Raw genomic sequence first — 19,710 nt, 5'->3', positions numbered from 1 at the left:
GGGGACTCGCTGTCAAAGCCCTCTCCCCCGCTTTCGTCCGAGCGCCCAATCGACCCCTCCTCCCGGGGTCATCGTTCCTGTCACCGCCTGCCCGAGGCGGTCGTCCAAGGTCCTGGTCCAGGGCACGAGCTGGAACCCAAGGCCGTCGTCGATCATGGCGAACCGGCCCGAGGCGAGATCCACGCGCTGCCGGTAGACGCCCTGGACGAGGTCGCCCGCCTTGGCCTCGCTGTAGGCCCCGGCCGCTTCCGCCTTGAGGTTGCCGCCGACGCGCTCGAGTTCCTCCGCGCGCAGCAGGGCGAGCAGGCCGGGCCTAGGACGGCCGGCCCGGTCGGCCAGGCCCAGACGCTGCAGGTGCGCGCGGCGGTCTTCCAGGGCCGCGCGGACCTCCTGCCCAAAGCCGTGCCCGGCCAAGAGCGACGGGTCCCTGACGACCAGCTGACGGTCGAGCCAGGTGGCCCCGGAGGCGGTGATCTGCTGCCCGATCGACAGGTCCGCGCGATGGACCAGGTCGAGCACGGGCTTGGCGCCCTCGACAGCCGGTAGCCGGATCTCGACCAGGCCGCCGATCGGCGTATCCCCCGTCGCCTCCAGGTCGCGAAACCGGAAATGGTGCAGCCGTCCGTCGACGCCGTCGACCACCACATAGGCCTGCCCGCTCAGCTCGTCGTGCAAGCCCCGGTCGGACAACCGCCCAATCAGCGGGGCATCGAGATCCTCGCCTCGAATCCGAAGGTCCGCGGGATCGCGATCCCGCCCCCAGGCCTTGTGCAGGGTCTTGATGATGTCGCCACGTTCGCCCAGGGCGCGCAGGCGCGCCTCCAGGTCCTCATCCAGCCGCCAGCGCCCGTCAGTTCCCTCGGCGAGACCGAGCTTCTCGAGGAACCGCGCCCGACCGATCAGGCGCAGCTGACCTTGGTCGGTCGGGCCGTCCGGCCGCAGATCGGCCAGGCCGTCGGGCCCCAGCCGGTCCCGCAGCTTCCGGTCCAGGCTTGTCCAGCGTTCGGCCTCGACCTCGCGGTCCAGGCTGGCGGCCACCTCCGCCGGCGTCCGCGGCCCCAGTTCCAGGGACACGAGCGCCTCGGCGCGGTGACGCAGGCCCTGGGCGATGTAGTCGCGATCGATCACCAGGTCCTTGCCATCGGCCGCGACGCCTCGGATGAGCACATGGACGTGGGGGTGCTCGGTGTTCCAATGGTCGACCGCGACCCAGTCCAGGCGTGTCCCCAGATCCTTCTCGGCCTGGGCCATCAGCTCGCGGGTAGTGGCGCGCAGGTCGTCCAGCGCCGCGGCGTCCTCGGGCGAAACGATGAAGCGGAAGTGATGCCGGTCCCCCTCGCACCGCTCGGCGAAGGCGTCGTGGTCGGCCGCTCCGTCACGGTCGAACATCTCGGCGGGTGCGCCGTCCCGGGTGCCCCCCTCCCGGCGCAGATAGCCCATGTGCTTAGCCAGCGGCGCCGCGCGATACCGAGCACCGCCATGCCGGACGATCCGGGCCTTGATGATCACCCGGCGATTGCTCACCGACGACCGACCGCTGGCGTCACGACCGCGTCCAGACCGTCGGATGCGCCCCCTGCCCTTCAGGTCCAGCGCGCCCTGCCCGCTCTTGCGGCTGGCGGCGAGAACCTCCCGGACGAAGCTGCGGGCGCGCCCCATATTCGCCGCGCCGCGATCGCCGATCCGGCCCAGCCGCAGGAAGAAGTCCTGATCGTCAGACATTGGGGCCATCGAACCGGCTGGTCCCGGACAAACTCCTGAAAACATTCAGGAAGGTGGAAAAGCCGGGACCTTGGCGGTGAACGCGGTCCCGGAAATTCTTCAACACCATCAAGGCCTTGGACCAATCTGGTCCCGGCCCTTTTATCTCGCCATCTTCGCCGAGGTCGCGTTTGCGTCCGGTTGTTGCACTCTTGTTCTCGTCCAGCGGGATCAACCATCTCTGGCTCCTGATCTGTGAGGGAGTACGGCGGTGGCCTCGAAGCGGTACCAAAACCGTGCGCTGCGGATGTGGTGGGCGGTCCACGTCGAGGCCTGGCGTCTGAGCGGCCTTTCGAGGTCGGCCTACTGCCAGCAGCACCGGCTCAACAGCGAGACGTTCGGGCGCTGGCTGAAGGTGATCGGCGACGCCGACGCCTTGCGCCACAAGCCTTCGCGCAAGGCAAAGCCGTCGCCGCGACGCTCGACAAACGAGGTCCGCAACAAGGCCGTTCAGGCGTTCTGGGCCATGCACGTCGAGGCCCAATTGTGGAGCGGATTGAGCGCGGCCGAGTACGCCAGCGCCCATCGATTGACGCCGTCGTCGCTGCGGCAATGGCGTCGCCGGCTCGATGAAGAGCCCCTTGGGATCGACTGGAGAGAGCTCGTTCATCCCAGCGCCCGCCCGTATGTGGGGTCCAGACGAAGCACTAGTGCTAAGGCCGGCCGCGCTGAATCCGGCTTGACGGAGGCGCCTCGCACGCTGCGCGAGGGCGACGGCCGCTCCAGCCGGCGCACGTTCAGCGAAGAGCAAAAGCGCGCCATGGTCGCCGAGACGGAAGCGCCCGGCGCCACGGTCAGTGCGGTGGCCCGACGCCACGGCGTTGTCACCAGCATGCTCTTCCGCTGGCGCGCCCAGATGGGCCTTGGCCAAGGCGAGCGCGCACAGTTGGCGCGGGTCAGGCTCACGGGCGAGGGCCTCAAGGCGGCCGGCGAAATCCCCGCCACGGCCATACCGCTGCCTATTCCCGAGGGGGCGATCGCCGTCGATCTGGGCGACGGACGACGGGTGTTCGCGCCGCCCGGCAGCGATCCCGACGCCGTCCGGCGGTACGTCAAAGAGCGCGAGGCGACCCGATGATGCTCATCCCGTCGGGCGTGAAGGTGCATCTGGCGCTGGGCCACACCGACATGCGCAAGGGCTTCGAAGGCCTGTCGATGCTGGTCCAGGAAGTGCTCAAGGAAGACCCGTTCTCGGGCCATCTCTTCGCCTTCCGAGGCCGCCGCGCCGACACGATCAAACTGCTTTACTGGGACGGGACAGGCCTTTGCCTGTTCACAAAGCGCCTCCAGCATGGCCGCTTCGTCTGGCCCCAGATCACCACGCCGGGCGGCGCCGTGGTGCTCTCGCCCGCGCAGCTCTCCATGCTCATCGAGGGCATCGACTGGCGCTTCCCAGAGCGCACCTGGCGGCCCGCCATCGCCGGCTGAAACACCGCCAAAACCCTTGCGCCACAAGGGGAAATGGCTTGGTCGCGGAGTCCGAAAAGTGTAGAATCGGGCATGCGGCTGGATCTGGAAAACCTGCCTACCGACACGGCCTTGCTGCACCAGCTGGTGCGCGAAATGGCTGGCTTCGTCGAGGCGCGGGACGGCGAGATCGAGCGGCTCAAGACCATCATCAAGCAGCTCCAGCGCGCGCAGTTTGGCCGCCGCTCCGAGCGCCTGGATCCCGATCAGTTGGCGCTGGGCCTGGAAGATGTCGAGGCCGATCTGGCCGCTGTCGAAGCGCGCCGCCCTGACGTCTTGCCCGCGCCTCGGCCAATGCAGCCCAAGCGCAAAGCCTTGCCCGAGCACCTGCCGCGCGAGGAGCGCGTGCTCGATGTCGAGCGCCAGGTCTGCGTCTGCGGCGGGCCGCTGCATGGCATCGGCGAGAGCGTCAGCGAGATGCTCGACTGGGTCCCAGCGCAGTTGCGGGTGATCCGGATCGTGCGCCCCAAGTATGCCTGCCGCGCCTGCGCCAGCGTCGTTCAGGCGCCCGCGCCAGAGCGACCAATCGCCGGCGGACTGGCCACGCCCGCGCTGCTGGCCCAGGTGCTGGTCAGCAAGTACTGCGATCACACGCCGCTCTATAGGCAGTCTAAGATCTTCGCCCGCCATGGCGTCGATCTGGAGCGCTCGACGCTGGCCGGATGGGTAGGCGGGGCTTGCTGGTGGCTTGAAGCCCTGCACGACAGGCTGGCCGCAAACCTCTTCGCCAGCAGCCATCTCTTCGCCGACGACACGCCCATCCCGGTGCTCGATCCGGGTCGTGGGCGCACCAAGACAGGACGTCTGTGGGCCTATGCCCGCGATGATCGCCCTTGGGGCGGGCCGGAGCCGCCCGGCGCGGTCTACGTCTATGCGCCAGACCGCCGAGGCGAGCGCCCCGCTGCTCATCTGGCGCGATTCAAGGGCGTGCTGCAGGTCGATGGCTATGCTGGCTTCGAGCCGCTGGCTGCGTCCGGCGAGGTCCAGTTGGCCGCCTGCTGGGCGCATGCACGGCGTAAGTTCTATGAGATCGCCGAGGCCACCAAGTCGCCCGTGTCCGTCGAGGCCTTGCGTCGGATCGGCGAGCTTTACGCCATCGAAGCCCAGGTGCGTGGACAGTCGGCGGCCTTGCGCAAGGCCGCGCGGCAGGAGTCTTCCCGCCCGCTGGTGGCGGCGCTGAAGATCTGGTTGGAACGGGAGCTGGCCCGCGTGCCGCCACGAAGCGCCCTTGCCGACGCCATCCGCTATGCGCTCGGCCGCTGGGAAGGCCTCTGCCTGTTCCTCGCCGACGGGCGCGTTGATCTCGACAACAACCCCGTCGAGCGCTCGATCCGGCCCGTCGCGCTGGGCCGCAAGAACCATCTCTTCGCCGGGAGCGACGGCGGCGGCGCCCGCTGGGCCGTGGTCGCCTCGCTGATCGAGACTGCCAAGATGAACGGCGTCGAACCCTTCGCCTACCTGCGCGATGTGCTGGAGCGGATGGTCGAAGGCCATCCCGTCAACCGCCTCGACGAGCTGCTGCCCTGGGCCTGGAAACGCGCTGACAAAGCCGAGGCCTGACGCAACTGCTGCAAACCGGTAGAAGTCAGACGAACCGGGTGTCAGCCGTCCAGCGGCCGAAATGACAAGAGGAACGACGACGTGACGCAAGTTCCGCAGAGCGATGACAAGGCCGAACTGCTGACGGAAGCGCTCGCCGCCTTGCGCGAACTGACCCGCCGGTCGGAGGACGCCTTCGACCAAGTCGCCGACGAGGACTACTGGCAGAGCGACGAGTTCAGCGACGCGGTCAAGCGCGCGAAGACCGTCCTCGCCCGCGCTGACGCAGCCACCACCTGACAAGATCCCGGCGGAAATCACGTCAACACCTGACGGATGTGCAGCGGCCGGACGCTTACGAGGTCGCAAACCCTCCCCCAGCGACCTCCCTTCCCCCCCTTCTCCCGGCTCAAGGATCGCCCGATCACCGCGGCGCGCCCTGGACAAAGAGGCCATCGCCGCGCGCGTCTTCCGCGCTGGGACCGGGCTTCGCGAACAAACCCGCCACGCGCCAATCCTTGACAGCCGCGCCTCCCGCGGAGCGCGGCGCGGCCGCGATCGTCCGCTCGACTTCGGTGACATAGTTCACCGTCTCCGCTGGCAGACGACGACGACCGGCGAGCGCATCGGCATAGCGCCCTGGGCCAGCGTTGTACGCCGCCAGGAAGCCATCGCGGCCGAATTGGTCGAAGAGCTGGCGCAGGTACGCCGAGCCGGCCAGCACATTGGCGCGGCGATCGAAAGGATCGTCACCGAGACCATGTTGCGCGGTCAGGGCGCGCCAAGTGTCGGGCATCAGCTGCATCAACCCCATCGCGCCCTTGGTCGAGACGGCGCGCGCATTTCCTCGGCTTTCGGCCCGGATCACCGCCAGAATCCAGCTCGCCGGGAGCCCGAACCGACCCGCGGCCTCGTCGACGATGCTGTTGGCGGGAGCGTCGATGTCCTGCGCCAGCACGCGCCCTTGGGACGGCGTCGCCGCTGTTGTCGAGACGACCACCGCGAGCACGCAGGCGGCCAGGATCGAGCCCCCTGGCCGTGCAGCCCGAACAGATGTCCCGAAATCCGCAAGCGTGCGGCCGTGCTCGCCACCGTCAAGGAAAGCGCGCCAGGCGCGCCGGCCTACCGGCCGTCCTTGACCGCGTCTGCGCGCGACCGCTGCCGCGGCCTTGGTCGGGACGAGGAAAGATCTGGTCGGCGGGTCGAACAAGGAAAGAAGGAGCACGCGCACCATGTCAGCGCTCCCAGGTCCAAAGCGGCGTCAAGCGGCCGACGACGGTCTGGCGCGGCAGAGGGCCGAAGTAGCGCCCGTCGAGACTTCTCGGGTCGGCGTTCAGCAGGAAGATCTCGCCGGGTCCCAGGTGGCGGCAGAGCGTCGATGCGGTCAACGTGCGCCCCAGCCGATCACGATCCAGGACACGCGCGACGGCGACCCCGTCGATATGGACCACGCCGGCCTGGATGCAGACCGATTGCCCTTTCACCGCCGCGATCCGTTTGATCAGCGGCACGTTGAGCGGCAGGTAGCGCCGTGACGCCATCCACCGCGCCAGGTCCATCGGCGGCCGAACCAGAGCCAGATCCCCGGCCCTCGGCGCCCTTCCGTCCAGCCAGTAGAACCCCAGCGGCGCGCTGGCCGTCGTGTTCAGGATCAAGCGCTTCTCGAACGCCGCGACAACCGGCGCCACGACGAGCGCGCAGCTGGTCACCATCGCTGCGACGATGAACGACCAGCCCTTCATCGACCCAGGTTCCGGCGCAGCAGCCACGCGCGGTGGCGGGCGCGATCGTAGGACCGGGGCGGCAGCCCGACCCCGACCCTGGCGCCGATGTGCCGCCAGTGATCCGGCGCCACGGCGGCGGCCGAGAGCCCGATCCGCTCGATCGCATCGATCGCGTCCAGCACCATCTGGACCCGCGACCAGCCGCTGAGGTTCAGCAGGACCTCGGCGCCCGGCGCGACGAAGGGATAGGTCGTGAACGGCTCGCCAGGACGAACCGCGCGCAGCACGGCGATCCTGGACTCGACGGTTCCGTAGTCGCCCGCGCGCCACCGGACGAACCCGAAGATGGCGCCGGGCGCGAAGGCGACGACGCGTCGGCGGCGGTCGATGAACCGCTCCTCAGCGCTCCGGCCGAACCGGATCCAGCGCTCAATCTGGCCGTCGAGCCAAAGGAGTTCGACCTGGGCGTTCATGATCCGCGCCGCGCGGTCGACGCCGACGGGGCGACGAAACGCTTCCCGGACTCTGCCTGGCGCTTGGCCGCGGGCACGATCTGAGCGTCCGGATCGGTCGTCGATCGACGGGCCGCGAGCTCGGACCAGGCGATCAGATCGTCCAGCGCATAGACGACCCGTCCGCCGATCTTCCGGTAGACAGGCCCGGTGCCGTAGGACCGGTGCTTCTCCAAGGTTCGATCGGACAGGCCCAGAAACCGTGCGGCCTCGATCGTTTTAAGATGACGTTGGGGTGCAGACGGGGCGTCGCTGCTCATGGCGTATCCTCGGCGACGCCCGGAGAAGGCCGGTGTCGTTCGGATAGGCTGGCGCGGCCCCTCGCCTGGGGTGGATGACGCAGACGGGGGGCGCCGTTTTCGTCACCCCCTCAGAGGCCGCCCCGCAGGAGCTTCAGATACCCGCCATCCATCAACTGCCGCCCGGCCTGAACCAGGCGAATGGTGGCTGCCCGCAGCGACGAGGTGCGCCACGGCTCCCGGGCGATCGAGGCTTCGCCGAAGATGGCGCCGGCGATGGCGCGATAGCTGTCGCCCGCAAGGTCGCCGTCCAGAGCCAGGAGACTCTTGGCCAGTCGTTCGCGCTGCGCGGCGGTGACGTGAGAGGGCGGCGGCGCCAGTCCCGCCACCGCGCGGTTCAACCGATCGACAGCGCGTACTCGAAGGCCAAAATCCTGGTCGAACGCCAGCACGACGAGCAGCGGTTCGCTTGGTCTGACGCCGCGTCGATACTGCAGCTGCAGCCCCTCCGGCATCCGCACATGAAGACCGTCCTCGGCCCGCCGCCCTGCGCCCGGAAGACGCCATGAGCGCGGTTCGGCCGCCGACATCTGAGCGTCCTGCTCGAACGGCACGACCAGTCCTGGAGCGGCCTCAGGCCGCCAGTAGATCTCGGCTTGCGGCGCAGGGACGTCAGGGTCGGCGCCGAACCGCAGCCCCCAGCATGGATCAATCCGTGCGGGACGGCGCGAAACCCTGGCGAACTCGGCGCGGTACTCGACATTGCGCCTGAGGAATTCCCAGGCCAGGTCCGGCACACTAAGCCGCAGCCGCGCGCGCCAGCCGCCCGCGGCGCGATCCGGTCTCGAAGGATCGAGCGGCGCGGCCATGCTTGCATGGCGCCAGAGACCTGACGCTACTGCGAAGCGCCACAGTACAATTCAAGGTTAAGTTGCCACACTTGCGCACGAGCACTGATTGTGGCCGCGTAGGTGACGCAGACTCGCTGCCTACTCCTCGGCGAGTTGGCGCGCGTTTATCAGCAGATCGCTATTCTTCAGTGATCAGGGCTCTGACAGTTTTTAGAACCCGGAGCTGAACCTTCACCGGTGCCTTCGCGACAAGTAGGACGATTTCTGAGAGCGGGTCTTCGCGTCCCTCGCCGGCTGCGAAGTCTCCGACACCAAAGAAGTCCCGGACCTCCACGCCAAGCGCCTCCGCCAACTTCGACAGTGTGGAAAAACTCGGAGCCGCTTTGCCGCGCTCAATGCGGCTCAAGGAGCCGACCTGCATTTCAACGATTTCAGCGAGCTGAGGCTGGGTAAGCCCTGCCTGCCGTCGGTGATGACGAATGAGCCGACCAACTTGTACTTCCAAGACGGCCATACGCCCTGCGCGCCCACTTCAACGACGCGAACAGGATCACGGACCAATGCGAAGTCACACAGACCGGCAAACGCTCAGTTTCTTCATTTATAGTCTTTTCATGTTCAGTTGATCGTAGGATTCTGTGAGCAATCCCAGGTTGGAAGTTTCTCCGTGGACGGCTCCGTTCCCCCAGCACCGACAGCAGCGGCCATCGCCGCGTCAGGCGACAACCTCTTTCGCCGCTACAACCGTTGGCTTCGAACGGCGGTCAGGAAGCAGTGGGGGAGCGACATGGCTGAGGACATCGTGGCCGAGACCTTCCTGCGGGTGGCGCCCTACGCAGCGGCCGGACAGCTGCGCAACACCAAGGCCCTGCTCCTCCAGGTCGCGCGCAATCTGGTGCTCGATCTGAAGAAGCGTGACCGGGTAAGCGGCCTTTCGCAGACGGTCGACGACAGCTTCTTCACGCGCATGGGAACACCAGCCGCGCAGGACGAAACACTTACCCTGAAGAAAATCGTGATGGACCTCCCGCCTGAGTTGCGCGAGGTTTTCGTTCTGAAGAATATCGAGGGGATGGCGTACCAGGAGATCGCGGACACGTTGGGCATTCCCTACACGACCGTGAATCACCGATTGCGTCTCGCGTACGAACTCACCGCAGCGGCCATGCGACCGAGGCAAATGGGCGATGATTGAGGCACGGAACGAGCCGACCCAGCAGGAGCGTGAAGCCGCCGATTGGTTCACGCGGCTCCTGAATCCGCCTGTCGAAAACGAGGACCTTGAAGCGTTCCAGGCCTGGCGACGGAACCCCGACAACCTCGCCGCCTACAATCGGATCGAGGACATCAGTCGCCTGGCGCTGTCGCTGCAGGATGACCCGGACATGCGCGCCATCGCGCACGCCGCCCGCCAGCGCCGCGCGCCAGCGCCGCCACCCTGGCACCGCAACATGCTGTCCAAAGCGCGCCAGCGCTGGGCCGTTGGCATCGCGATCACGGGCTTAGTCGCCGCATCCGTCATCGTCTGGAAGCTCACGGCGCCTACCTATTCGACCGACATTGGACGCCAGACGGTCGCTGAACTCCCCGACGGCACGCGGGTTCGGCTCAACACCGACACGGCCTTGAAGGTGCGCTTCGACAACGGCCTGCGTCGCGTCGAACTGCTCCGTGGGCAAGCCTTCTTCGACGTCGCGCACGATCATGCGCACCCCTTCGTCGTCGTGGCCGGCGACACCGAGGTGCGCGCTCTCGGAACACGCTTCGACGTCAGGCGCGCTGACGGCGGCGCCAAGGTCGTGCTCGCCGAAGGCAAGGTCGCCGTCACTGAACGCGGCAGTCGATCCGCAGCCTGGACGCTCGAACCCGGCCAAACCCTGACCACGGGCAGACGAAACGTCGCGCCAGCGCCGGTTCCGACGGATCTCGCCGTCGCCACGGGTTGGACCGAGGGGCGGGTGAGTTTTCGCGCCACCCCGCTCGAAGACGCGGTCGACGAGATCAACCGCTACAGCCGCGACAAGGTCATTCTGAGCGCCGACGTTCCCGCCCACACCCGCGTCAACGGCGACTTCGCCATTGGAAAGCCCATGGAGTTCGTCACGGCGATGACGACGCTCTATGGCCTGAAAGCAGATCGGCGATTGGGCGGCGACATCGAGCTAAAGGCCCCCGAGGGCTGACCTGAAAATAATTCCGCAGTCGAACTACTAAGGATCGCTCAAACTCTCGTCTCACCCTTCAGCGCGTTGAACAATGTGGCTTCGTTGTGAAGGCCCGGGCGCGCCGGGGGAGTGAAGATGGCGCGTTTTGGGTTGAGTTGTGGATCGTCGTTTGTCGCCCTGGTCGGTGCGGCTGGCCTTCTGGCCGCCCCTGTCGCCGCCATTGCGGCTGAACCAGGCGTCAACGTCGCGATCGTATCAGGCCCCCTGGACAAGGCGTTGCTGTCACTCGGCGCGCAGAGCAACACCAACATCGTCTTCGACAGCGCCCTGGTCAGCGGCATGACCGCGCCCGCGCTGACGGGTCGGTTCACGGTTCGCCAAGCGCTCGAAAAGCTTCTGGTCGGCCGCGCGGTTGAAATCGTCGAGACGCAGCCCGGTCAGTTCGTCCTGCGCGCGGCGCGGACGCCCGTCGCGGCCTCCGCGCCCGAGCAACTGATGGCGTCCGCCGCCGATCCACTTCAGGCCATGTCGGTCGAGGACAGCACCCTGCTCGAAGAGGTCGTCGTCGGCAGCCACATCCGAGGCGCAGCCGATGGCCCCTCGCCTGTCCTGGTGGTGACCCGCGACGAGATCGATCGGGCCGGCTACGCCACCCTGGCCGACGCCCTGACGTCGCTTCCGCAAGCGTTCGGCGGTTCGGCCTCGGACGACGCGCGCACCACGGCGACGGATCCCACCACGACCAACGACACGCGGGCTACCGGCTTCAACCTGCGCGGCCTTGGCGCGGACGCCACGCTCGTCCTGCTCAACGGCCGCCGGATCGCCGGCTCAGGGCTCATGGGCGACTTTGCCGACGTTTCCTCGATCCCCTTGGCGGCGGTGGCGCGCGTCGAAGTCCTCCTCGACGGTGCCTCGGCGCTCTATGGCTCGGACGCCGTCGGCGGTGTCGTCAACATCGTGCTGCGCGACCGCTACGACGGCGCCGAGACTCGGGCTCGGATCGGAGGCACGACAGCGGGCGGGGCCGGCCAGCGCCAGATCGCTCAGACCTACGGCCATGCGTGGGGTTCGGGATCAGTGCTGCTCAGCGCAGAGTATCAACGGCGCAATCGCCTGCGAGCGCTCGACCGCTCTTTCACTGCCAACGCCGACCTCCGGTCCCTGGGCGGCACGGACCGCCGGCTGATCTTCGGCCAGCCGGGTAACGTCATGGGTATCGACCCAGCGACCGGCCAATCCGTGCCGATGTGGGCAATCCCGGCCGGTCAGGATGGCACTGCCCTTAAGCCCAGCGACTTCATCGCGGGCCAGGTCAATCGGCAGAACTACCGCGCCACCCTCGACATCCTGCCGACCCAGGAGCGCGGCAGCGCCTATTTGGCGCTGACGCAGGATGTCGGCGACCGCGTCACCCTGAGCGCCGACGCCCGTTACAGCGACCGCCGCTACAACACCCACGTCACCCCGCCGCAGACGCTGATGACGGTGAGCGCCAAGAACCCCTACTTCGTGTCGCCGAACGGGGCGGCGTCCAACAGCATCGCCTACTCGTTCCAGAACGAAGCCGGCGGCCTCTACAGCACCGGCGAGGTGCAGAGCCGGGCGATGTCGATCGGCGCCAAGGTAAAACTGCCGCGCGACTGGCGCCTGGATATCTACGCGCTGCATGGCGAAGAGCTGCAGAACAGCCTGTCGACCAATGTCCTGAACTCGGCCTACCTCAACGAGGCCCTGGGCAATCTGGCCGACAATCCGTTGACGCCCTACAGCGCCGCGCGCGACGGCTACTTCAACCCTTATATCGGCCAAGGCCGCAACAAGCAGGCGATCCTCGACTTTGTGCTGTCTGGCTACGAAAAGCGCGCCACGATCGGCTTGCTCGACACGGTCAGCGCCACGGCCGACGGCGCACTGGTGCGCCTGCCGGCCGGCGAGGTGCGCCTGGCGGTTGGTGCGCAGTTCCGCACCGAGGGCCTGAAGAGCACCGGCACGAGCCTCTCCAGCACTGTGGCGCCGATCGCCTCGTTCACGCGGCGCGGCGAGCGTGACGTCACCTCGCTCTTCGCCGAAGCACGGGTTCCGCTGTTTGGCGGTGACTTCCGCCGTCCGGGCCTGGAGCGGCTGGAGTTGTCCCTGGCTGTGCGGCGCGAACACTATGAGGTCGGTGGGTCCAGCACCGTGCCAAAGGTCGGGGCGCTGTGGGCGCCGGTCGACGGGCTGACGGTCAAGGCCACCTACGGGGAGTCCTTTCGCGCGCCGTCGCTGGGCCAGCTGAACGATCCTCAGCAGGCCACGCCGGTGTTCATCAGCAACGGCACGACCTCGATTCTCACCCTGCTCCGCTACGGCGGCAACCCGAACCTGCGCCCGGAAACGGCCAAGTCGTGGACGGCCGGCGCGGAACTGGCGCCCAAGGCCTGGGGCGGCGGACGCGTATCGGCGACCTTCTTCGACACCAAGTTCAACGACCGCATCGGCCAGCCGGCGATCAACAACATCACCACCGTGCTGACCGCGCCGGACCTGGCTCCGTTCCGCACCCTCATCACGCCAGCCACGAACCCGGCCGACCTGGCCCTGGTCCAATCGATCCTGGCGACCGCCAGCGCCAGCGCCGCGGCGGCCTATCCGGCCAGCGCCTACCAAGCGATCGCCGAGGCCCGGTACGTCAACACCGGCAGCTTCGAGGTGAGCGGCGTGGACGTGTCCGGCGCCTATCCGATGCGCGTGGCCGGCGATCCGGTGGTGCTGAACGCCAACATCTCCTGGCTGATGCACTACCGGCGGCGGATCACCGCCTCGGCCAGTTCCGTCGAGCTGGCCGGCGTGGTGGAAAATCCGGCCGACCTGCGCGCGCGCCTGTGGGCCTCCTGGATCCATGGCCCGATCACCACCACCGTGTCGCTCAACTACACCGGGGATCTCAGCAACCCCAACGGACCGAAGGTCTCCGCCCAGGCGACGACGGACCTGCAAGTGCAGTACGCCTCGCCGGCCAAGACCGGTCCTTGGCGCGGCGTGGTGGTCGCCCTGACCGCGCAAAACCTCTTCGCGCAGGATCCGCCGTTCTATGACTCGCGCGGCGCGGTCGGCTACGACCCGGCCAACTACGAGCCGACGGGACGCGTCGTCGCCCTGCAGCTGACCAAGGCCTGGTAGGCCCAAGACCTTCCCGACATCCGGAGCTGATACGCCATGCGAGTTTTCGCAGCGGTTCTGCTCGCCTGCGCCGTGGCCACCACGGCGCAGGCCAAGGGCAGACCCTTCACCGTCGAGGACCTCCTGAGCTTGGAGGACACCGGCCACGCGGCCTTTTCGGCCGACGGCCGCTGGCTGGTCTATGAGACGTTCGCGCCGTGGAAAACCGCGCAGCGCTTCGACCGCGACTTCCTGGTGGCCCAAGGCCTGGGCCGCCTCTTCGTCGTCGACCTGGCCAGCGACGCCGCACCCCGCCCGCTGCTCCCCCCGGAGCCGGGTGCGGGCGATACGCTGGGCGATCTCTCGCCCAGCGGCGACAAGGTCATGGTCTTTCGCCTGAAGGACCGGCGGCGCGAACTGGGCGTCGTCACCCTGGCCACGGGCGCCGTGGTCTGGACCGGCCTGCACGTCGAACCGGAGGTCTGGTGGACCAGCGCCCTGTGGCGCAACGATCGCGAGATCGTCGTCACGACCCGCCCGCCCGAGGCCGCCTCGACCCTGCTGGCCCGCGGCTGGCTGGTCCAGGCGCGCACGCAGGATGCCTGGGCGGCGGCGGCGCGAGGCGAACGCGCCGGCGTGGCCCTCGGGGCGGGTCGCTTTGCCGACATGAACCCGCCCGCGCCCGCCACCGATCTCGTCCTGGTCAATGCGGTGACCGGGACGACGCGTGTCGTGGCGAGCGGGCCGTTCGGGGCGCTCAGCCTGGCACCGGGCGGGCGGACGGCCGCGGTGCAGGCCGACGCCGAGACCATCCTGCCCGACGCCCAGACGGTGCTGGGTCCTGGGGCCGAGCGGCGCCGGCGGCTGGTGATGATCGACCTGGACAGTGGGCGGGTCGCCACGCCCTGCCCGACCTGCGATCTCCTACCTCTGGTCTGGGCCTGGTCGCCGGACGGCCGCGATCTCGCCGCCCCGGCCCGAAGGGACGGCGAGGACTGGAAAGCGGCGCGGTACTGGCGCTTTTCCGCGCGCGGCCAGGCCACGCTGCTGTCGTCGACCGTCTCGGTCGGCGTCGGGGGGCGCTTCCTACCTGAATCCGGCGTCGCCTGGCCTGGCCGCGACCCCATCGTGCTGGGCCGCACCGCTTCGGCGCCGCGCCTGGACTGGTGGCGGCTGACCGCCAAGGGACCGGTCAACCTGACGGCGGGCGCATCCGGGGTCCTCTCCCAGATCCCCGCGACCGCGAGCGGCAGTGTGCTCTTGCGCACCTTGAGCGGCCTTGTAAGCGTGCGTGGCGACACCCCGCCCCGGTCCGCGCCGGGTCGGCCGATCGAGACCGCGCCGCCGCTGGGCGGGCGCACGGGTCAGGCCGTGGTTGTCGAAGCGCCGACCGGCGCCGCGCTCGTCGACGCCGATGGCGCGACCAGGCCGCTCCCGGACCTGCCCCCCTCGACCCGGGTGCTGGCGCTCGCGCCCCGGGCCGGCGCGGTCCTGGGCGAGACCCGCGACGCCCATGGCGTGCGAACCCTCGTCCTCTCCAGGCCCGGCCTGGCCGATCGGCCGCTGACGACGATCAACGCCGCCCTGGCGGCGGTCGACTTCAGCGCGCCGATCCCGATCCATCACAAAGGCGCGGCGGGCCAGGCGCTGACGAGCTGGCTCTATCTGCCGCCGGACGGCGCTGACCGGCCCGACTTGCCGGTGATCGTCGTCCCCTACCCCGGAACGACCTACGTCCAGCCGATGGCCGAGGAAGGCCCGGGCGAACTGAAGTTCGACGCCAACATCCCGCTGATGACCGCTAACGGCTACGCGGTGATCGTTCCGAGCCTTCCCCTGGCCCTGGACAAGGAGCCCATGGCGGGGCTGGCCGACGCCATGTTGGCCATCGTCGATCAGGCCCGGATAAATCACCCCAACCTCTCCGGGAAGCGCCTGGCGGTCTGGGGCCAGAGCTATGGCGGCTACGGCGCCTTGGCGGCCGGCGTGGAGTCTCCGCGCTTCCAAGCTATCATCGCCACCGCTCCGGTCACCAATCTGATCGCTCGCCACGCGCCGTTGCCCGGTGTCGCCATGGCCATGCCCGAGACCTTCCTGCAGATCGCCTCGCGCCTGCGCTGGGCGGAGACCGGCCAGGGCCGTATGGGCGTCCCACCTTGGACGGATCCCGACCGCTACGTCCGCAACAGCCCGGCCCTGCAGGTCGACAAGATCACTGCGCCGGTGATGCTCGTGGTCGGCGACCTCGACAGCGATCCAGGCCAGGTCCGCGCGATGTTCGCCTCGCTCTATCGATTGGGCAAGGACGCCCAGCTCCTGGAGTACCGGGGCGAACAGCACGTGATGATCAGTCCCGGAAATGTCCGAGACCTCTATGCGCGCGCCTTTGCATTCTTGCGCGACGCCTTGGGCGATGAGCCCGGCGGCACGGCGAAGCCGGAGGCGATCCGTCCTTCCCAGTGACGCACCCAAGCTTCCAGGATCGCGGCCGCGAGGATCTGTCCATAAGCGTCTCGCCAGATCAGCGCCTCCGGTTCGAGCATTGCCGCGAGCGCGTTGCGATCCAGAAGCCCTTCCTGCATGAGCCGCCCGTCGAGAAGGAAGGCCCGCAGGAAGTCGGCGCTCGCCGCTAAGCTCTTGCCGAAGAACACGCTGATGTCGCCCTTCGACCGGCGCTGGACGATCGCGGCTGGCAGACGATGGGCGAAGGCTTGGCGGGCGAGGGTCCGCTCCCCCTCGCCCGAGCTTAGCAGCGGAGATGGCGTCGACAGACTGAATTCCACCACCGGCTGGCTGAGCAACGGGTTTGCGAGGCGCAACTGTTCGCCGCGGAGGGTTTCGTGAAAGACCCGCTGGCTGAGCACCAGCCCGGCGACCTGCAGGCGCTTACTGGGCGCCAGCCCCCACAGATCCTGCATCCACGGGTGCCCCTTGCCTTGCGCCCGCGCCCGAATGACCGTCGTGCGGCTGATCAGCTGCTCGGCCGCTCCCGTGCCGGGGCGCCCCGTAGTGGCTTGCCAAGCCAGACTCCAGACGGACCGGCGTGTTCGCCGGGCGATGTCGCCGAGCCGTGCGAGGCGGCCACCCTCGCACGGCTCGCCCCGCAGAAGGTCTGCCGCCAACTCGGGCGCGCCGATCTGCAGGAAGACCACGTCCCCGCCGTGGCCGGTGAACATGACGTCGGCTTGAGCCGCCTCGAACGCCCCGGCCAGCAGCAGGTCGTACTCGATGTCGACGGCGTTGAAGTTGGGTTGAACCGAACGGGCGCAGAACGCCACGCTCTCCACGCTCATGGTCATCGGTGCGCGCGCCAGCTCTGTCAGTGGCGCACCGATTTGGTCGGCCACGGCCTGGGCGTAGATGCGCTCGTCCGCCTCGGCCTGATCGCGGAAGAAGTTGGCCAGGCGCACGGGCTGGCGGCCGAGCGTGGCCAAGGTCGTGGCGACCAGGGACGAGTCGAGTCCGCCGGACACTTCGCAGAAGATCCGCTCTGCGCCATGCGCATGAGCTTCGACACAGGCGTCAACCACCTTCACCAGCACCGGCGCCAGGTCGGCAGAGCGCGTCTCCGGTCGTCGAGCCCGACGCCGGGCAAATTCGGCTGGCGACCACAATGTCGTCAGGTTGTCGCCCTGCGGCCCGTGCCGGCACGTACCCGGCGGCGTCCAGGCCAGACCCGACAGGGGTGGCGCGGCGCCGGCTCTGGGCGGCTCGGCCAGGATGTCGCTGACCAGGGTCCAGTCGATGGCCAGCCGCTGCGGCGCGGCCAGGCCATCGGGCACGCCCGACCCGACCAGGCAGACTTCATCACGCCGCCAGGAGAAGACGCCAAGCGCGCCCATCGGCGCGGCCAGCACCACCGGAGGGTCGACGCGGCGCGGGACGAGGACGGCGGCATAGTCGCCCCAGGCGCCTTGCACCAGAACCTTGCAGGCCTCAAGCGGATCAACATCGGCCAGCCCGTCGAGCCTGGCCATGGCCGTCTCGCCGCGGTCGGTGGCGGCGCGATCGAAGGCTCGGCCGACCAGCACGCCACCGACGCCGGCTAGGCCGATGATCGGTGTGACCAAGGGCGGCGCGCCGCCGCTGACGAAGACGGCCAGGGCGTAGGCCTTCAAAGCCAGGGTCCATTCGGACTGTGTGGTCAGGTCGGCGACCATGGCTTCGAAAGCTTCGGCGGCGCGACCCGGCGCATGGGTCAGGACGAGATAGCCCACGGCTAGACCGCCATGATCGGGGCGTAGGCGCAGAGGCGTTCGGCCTCGTCGTCGAGAGCGACGTCACCGACCTGAAGCCAGCAGTGCGCACGGAAAGGCCAGGTCCGCACCCCGAACATCCAGCGTGCGCCATGCCCCAGAGCGTTGAGATAGGCCAGGAGCATATGGCTGCGGAAAAGACAGAGGCCATCGACCGGCAGCCAGGGCGACAGTCGTCGGTAGACGGTCAGATCCGACAGCAGGCGTAAGGAGGGCGCACGGTCCGGGGCTGGACCGTGACGCTCGACCAGCCGCGCCATCGACCAGGACCTGCCCCGACGGGCCGCCAGTATCGCCAGCACCAGGGCCCGCCAGTGGCGCAGCCTGGGCCGGCGATCGATGCTGCGGATTTGTTCATCGACTAAACGGCGTGCCGTGCGGCTCGGTACGACCAACTCGGCGCCGCAGACCGGCGCTGCCTCTGGCGCCGCCTCCACCAGTCCGGACTCGACCAAGGCCTGGCCAAGGCCGGGTAGCTCAGCGCGCAGTGAACGTTGGCCTAGGGTCAGCGCGCCCTCGGGAAGGGGCAGGCAGAAGTAGGCGTCGTCACGCGGACTGAAGAGCACAAGGTCGGACCCGACCAGGACGGCATGCACGCCGTCGGCCAAACGCAGCCCCATGGCGCGCTCCGGATTCTTGAGGAAGAGGACGGCTGGCCGGACGCGGCCAGCAAGAGCGGGCAGATCGCTATGGAGAAGTCTCCAGCATCTGCCCGCTCAGCCAGGTTGCTCGCCCGAAGCGAGCGTGGCGACGTTCAGGCCGGGTTGTAGCGTTCCGACGTGAACATCTCCGGCAGAATGGTGCCGGTGGCGTCTTGGGTGAGCGCGGAGGCCGCGCCCAGGTGGATCAGTTTGAAGGTCGTCATCTTGGAGACTCTCGGTTGGGGCCGGTCGCTTCAGCTTCCGGCGTACGACGACGGTGCAATGAGCGCCCTCGCCGGTGATCCGGCGACGGACAAGCCGTCGCCGGAGGCGGGCCGGTCAGATGCCGGAGTAGGCGTCCGGCTGGAAGACCTCGGGCACCAGGATGCCGCTGCCGTCCTGGGTCAGGGCCTTGGCGGAGCCCACGCAGATCAGCTTGAACGAGTCACGCATTGGAATTCTCCTTTCCGTCGTTGTGCAGCCGCAAATTGCGGCTCCACCAGCACACGACCATCAGGACGTATATTCAAACCTATATTTGGCGGACTGAGCGGAGGCCCAAAGCCACGACGAGAATTCGGTCGGCGAACCTGCGGCGACGCTGCAGCGGACCTCGAACGGCTTGGCTGCGTTTGCGAGCGTCCTGTCCCGAAAATGCCGCCACCAGGCCCTCGAGACTGACCTCTGCGTCCCCCGCGACGGTCGCGGCGGCGTTGGTGAAAGGCGTCAACTGCGCGGCTACGCGCCGGTAGGCCTCCCCCAGCGCCGCCTGGTCCGCGGCCGTCACGATGACAGCGACACCGGCCTCGAAAGATGCCGCATCGGTAAGGTCCACCGGCCGCCCGCCAATCAGCTGGACGGCGCGATTGGCCAAAAGCTCGGCCAGATCGTACTGGCCGGCCAGCGACCGAGGATCATGGGTGGCGCCGGCGTAGCCCGCATCGGCTCGCAGGATCAGACCTTCCCCGGCCAGCGTCGCGAGCGCTTCGCGCACGGGCGTCTGACTGAGGTTCAATTGCTTGGCCAGCGCGTTGATCGGGATCATCGCCCCCTGGAGCGGGGGAAGCGTCGCAACGCGCTCGCGGACAAACGCAATCGTCCTGTCAAAAGGGTCCCGGTCACGCCCCACCACACTCTCCCACTTCGGCGGGCACGGAGTCTTCTCCGGCAGACTGGACGCGTCGAGGCGCGACGGCGATCGATCGTCGATTTTCCAGGCTCCGCCCTCTCCCACCCGGCGGATTCGCCCTCTGGAAGGTGCGGGTGTCTGGATGCCCGCGTGGGCCATGACGTTCTACTGCCGAAATTAACGCGGGAACCCGTCCGCCAACGGACGACCGAAGCACCGACACAAGGCAACGCTTCCCTAGTCAGACAAATTCTTACCGTAGGGGCCGTCGCCTTCTCGACGAAG

19 protein-coding genes are annotated in these 19,710 nt (G+C 68.4%); 8 read left to right on the top strand and 11 right to left on the bottom strand.

Annotated features, from left to right (window positions below):
* Positions 1-12: 12 nt before the first annotated feature.
* Both CSW60_RS20970 and CSW60_RS23300 read right to left on the bottom strand, forming a co-directional pair.
* Entirely contained in the window at positions 13-1,722 is a 1,710-nt protein-coding gene (locus CSW60_RS20970; protein ID WP_099539014.1) for a DUF3363 domain-containing protein, read from the bottom strand.
* Positions 1,715-1,936, bottom strand: coding sequence for a hypothetical protein (locus CSW60_RS23300; protein WP_143324232.1), 222 nt, complete (start codon positions 1,934-1,936; stop codon positions 1,715-1,717). Before CSW60_RS23300 ends, CSW60_RS20970 begins: the two co-directional genes overlap by 8 nt.
* 36 nt (positions 1,937-1,972) lie before the next feature.
* Between CSW60_RS23300 and CSW60_RS20965 the strand changes: the two genes are divergently transcribed.
* The 4 genes from CSW60_RS20965 (at position 1,973) to CSW60_RS20950 (ending at position 5,067) form a co-directional block, all read left to right on the top strand.
* The gene (locus CSW60_RS20965; protein WP_201723098.1) at positions 1,973-2,839 is read left to right on the top strand and encodes a transposase; all 867 of its coding nucleotides are present in this window, start codon (positions 1,973-1,975) and stop codon (positions 2,837-2,839) included.
* Positions 2,836-3,189, top strand: coding sequence for an IS66 family insertion sequence element accessory protein TnpB (gene tnpB, locus CSW60_RS20960; protein WP_099539012.1), 354 nt, complete (start codon positions 2,836-2,838; stop codon positions 3,187-3,189). The genes CSW60_RS20965 and tnpB overlap by 4 nt, the downstream gene beginning before the upstream one ends.
* A 72-nt stretch (positions 3,190-3,261) precedes the next feature.
* The gene (locus tag CSW60_RS20955) at positions 3,262-4,788 is read left to right on the top strand and encodes an IS66 family transposase (RefSeq protein ID WP_099539011.1); all 1,527 of its coding nucleotides are present in this window, start codon (positions 3,262-3,264) and stop codon (positions 4,786-4,788) included.
* A gap of 81 nt (positions 4,789-4,869) precedes the next feature.
* Complete coding sequence (locus tag CSW60_RS20950; protein ID WP_099539010.1) at positions 4,870-5,067, top strand: hypothetical protein; 198 nt, start codon at positions 4,870-4,872, stop codon at positions 5,065-5,067.
* A 124-nt stretch (positions 5,068-5,191) separates the two neighbouring features.
* On the opposite strand, the gene CSW60_RS20945 is transcribed toward CSW60_RS20950, so the two are convergent.
* The 6 genes from CSW60_RS20945 to CSW60_RS20920 form a co-directional block, all read right to left on the bottom strand.
* Positions 5,192-6,001, bottom strand: coding sequence for a lytic transglycosylase domain-containing protein (locus CSW60_RS20945; RefSeq protein WP_004620351.1), 810 nt, complete (start codon positions 5,999-6,001; stop codon positions 5,192-5,194).
* 1 nt (position 6,002) lies between these two features.
* Positions 6,003-6,509 (bottom strand): S26 family signal peptidase, encoded by a 507-nt coding sequence (locus tag CSW60_RS20940; RefSeq protein WP_004620353.1) that lies wholly within the window; start codon positions 6,507-6,509, stop codon positions 6,003-6,005.
* Entirely contained in the window at positions 6,506-6,964 is a 459-nt protein-coding gene (locus CSW60_RS20935) for a DUF2840 domain-containing protein (protein WP_004620356.1), read from the bottom strand. The genes CSW60_RS20940 and CSW60_RS20935 overlap by 4 nt, the downstream gene beginning before the upstream one ends.
* Positions 6,961-7,263, bottom strand: a complete 303-nt coding sequence (locus CSW60_RS20930) for an AlpA family transcriptional regulator (RefSeq protein WP_004620359.1) — start codon at positions 7,261-7,263, stop codon at positions 6,961-6,963. The genes CSW60_RS20935 and CSW60_RS20930 overlap by 4 nt, the downstream gene beginning before the upstream one ends.
* Before the next feature lie 110 nt (positions 7,264-7,373).
* Positions 7,374-8,111: a DUF2285 domain-containing protein gene (locus CSW60_RS20925; RefSeq protein WP_099539009.1), complete on the bottom strand. Its 738-nt coding sequence runs from the start codon at positions 8,109-8,111 to the stop codon at positions 7,374-7,376.
* Between the two features lie 160 nt (positions 8,112-8,271).
* Positions 8,272-8,607 (bottom strand): helix-turn-helix domain-containing protein, encoded by a 336-nt coding sequence (locus CSW60_RS20920; RefSeq protein ID WP_081612932.1) that lies wholly within the window; start codon positions 8,605-8,607, stop codon positions 8,272-8,274.
* 153 nt (positions 8,608-8,760) lie between these two features.
* On the opposite strand from CSW60_RS20920, the gene CSW60_RS20915 reads away from it, so the two are divergent.
* From CSW60_RS20915 to CSW60_RS20900, 4 genes are all read left to right on the top strand, one after another.
* Positions 8,761-9,288, top strand: coding sequence for an RNA polymerase sigma factor (locus CSW60_RS20915; RefSeq protein WP_161495669.1), 528 nt, complete (start codon positions 8,761-8,763; stop codon positions 9,286-9,288).
* The gene (locus tag CSW60_RS20910; RefSeq protein WP_099539007.1) at positions 9,281-10,276 is read left to right on the top strand and encodes a FecR family protein; all 996 of its coding nucleotides are present in this window, start codon (positions 9,281-9,283) and stop codon (positions 10,274-10,276) included. The genes CSW60_RS20915 and CSW60_RS20910 overlap by 8 nt, the downstream gene beginning before the upstream one ends.
* A gap of 258 nt (positions 10,277-10,534) precedes the next feature.
* Complete coding sequence (locus tag CSW60_RS20905) at positions 10,535-13,420, top strand: TonB-dependent receptor (protein ID WP_236634325.1); 2,886 nt, start codon at positions 10,535-10,537, stop codon at positions 13,418-13,420.
* Positions 13,421-13,456: 36 nt separating this feature from the next.
* Complete coding sequence (locus CSW60_RS20900; RefSeq protein ID WP_099539005.1) at positions 13,457-15,862, top strand: prolyl oligopeptidase family serine peptidase; 2,406 nt, start codon at positions 13,457-13,459, stop codon at positions 15,860-15,862.
* Here CSW60_RS20900 and CSW60_RS20895 read toward each other — a convergent pair.
* The 3 genes from CSW60_RS20895 to CSW60_RS20885 form a co-directional block, all read right to left on the bottom strand.
* On the bottom strand, positions 15,772-17,616 hold the full coding sequence (locus CSW60_RS20895; RefSeq protein ID WP_099539004.1) for an asparagine synthase-related protein: 1,845 nt from the start codon (positions 17,614-17,616) through the stop codon (positions 15,772-15,774). The two genes, CSW60_RS20900 and CSW60_RS20895, sit on opposite strands and share 91 nt — an antisense overlap.
* Before the next feature lie 2 nt (positions 17,617-17,618).
* Positions 17,619-18,275, bottom strand: coding sequence for a lasso peptide biosynthesis B2 protein (locus CSW60_RS20890; RefSeq protein ID WP_099539003.1), 657 nt, complete (start codon positions 18,273-18,275; stop codon positions 17,619-17,621).
* Positions 18,276-18,828: 553 nt separating this feature from the next.
* Positions 18,829-19,584, bottom strand: coding sequence for a GntR family transcriptional regulator (locus CSW60_RS20885; protein ID WP_099539002.1), 756 nt, complete (start codon positions 19,582-19,584; stop codon positions 18,829-18,831).
* Between the last annotated feature and the right edge of the window lie 126 nt (positions 19,585-19,710).

It is taken from the genome of Caulobacter sp. X, from assembly GCF_002742635.1.
In the GTDB taxonomy this organism is placed as follows: domain Bacteria; phylum Pseudomonadota; class Alphaproteobacteria; order Caulobacterales; family Caulobacteraceae; genus Caulobacter.
This window is presented reverse-complemented; position numbering and strand designations above follow the sequence as displayed.

Bases quoted from the DNA above. Each gene is read 5' to 3' on its own strand.
- CSW60_RS20970 (WP_099539014.1), bottom strand. From the start codon at position 1,722: ATGTCTGACGATCAGGACTTCTTCCTGCGGCTGGGCCGGATCGGCGAT.
- tnpB (WP_099539012.1), top strand. From the start codon at position 2,836: ATGATGCTCATCCCGTCGGGCGTGAAGGTGCATCTGGCGCTGGGCCAC.
- CSW60_RS20955 (WP_099539011.1), top strand. From the start codon at position 3,262: ATGCGGCTGGATCTGGAAAACCTGCCTACCGACACGGCCTTGCTGCAC.
- CSW60_RS20945 (WP_004620351.1), bottom strand. From the start codon at position 6,001: ATGGTGCGCGTGCTCCTTCTTTCCTTGTTCGACCCGCCGACCAGATCT.
- CSW60_RS20940 (WP_004620353.1), bottom strand. From the start codon at position 6,509: ATGAAGGGCTGGTCGTTCATCGTCGCAGCGATGGTGACCAGCTGCGCG.
- CSW60_RS20935 (WP_004620356.1), bottom strand. From the start codon at position 6,964: ATGAACGCCCAGGTCGAACTCCTTTGGCTCGACGGCCAGATTGAGCGC.
- CSW60_RS20930 (WP_004620359.1), bottom strand. From the start codon at position 7,263: ATGAGCAGCGACGCCCCGTCTGCACCCCAACGTCATCTTAAAACGATC.
- CSW60_RS20925 (WP_099539009.1), bottom strand. From the start codon at position 8,111: ATGGCCGCGCCGCTCGATCCTTCGAGACCGGATCGCGCCGCGGGCGGC.
- CSW60_RS20920 (WP_081612932.1), bottom strand. From the start codon at position 8,607: ATGGCCGTCTTGGAAGTACAAGTTGGTCGGCTCATTCGTCATCACCGA.
- CSW60_RS20910 (WP_099539007.1), top strand. From the start codon at position 9,281: ATGATTGAGGCACGGAACGAGCCGACCCAGCAGGAGCGTGAAGCCGCC.
- CSW60_RS20900 (WP_099539005.1), top strand. From the start codon at position 13,457: ATGCGAGTTTTCGCAGCGGTTCTGCTCGCCTGCGCCGTGGCCACCACG.
- CSW60_RS20890 (WP_099539003.1), bottom strand. From the start codon at position 18,275: ATGGGGCTGCGTTTGGCCGACGGCGTGCATGCCGTCCTGGTCGGGTCC.
- CSW60_RS20885 (WP_099539002.1), bottom strand. From the start codon at position 19,584: ATGGCCCACGCGGGCATCCAGACACCCGCACCTTCCAGAGGGCGAATC.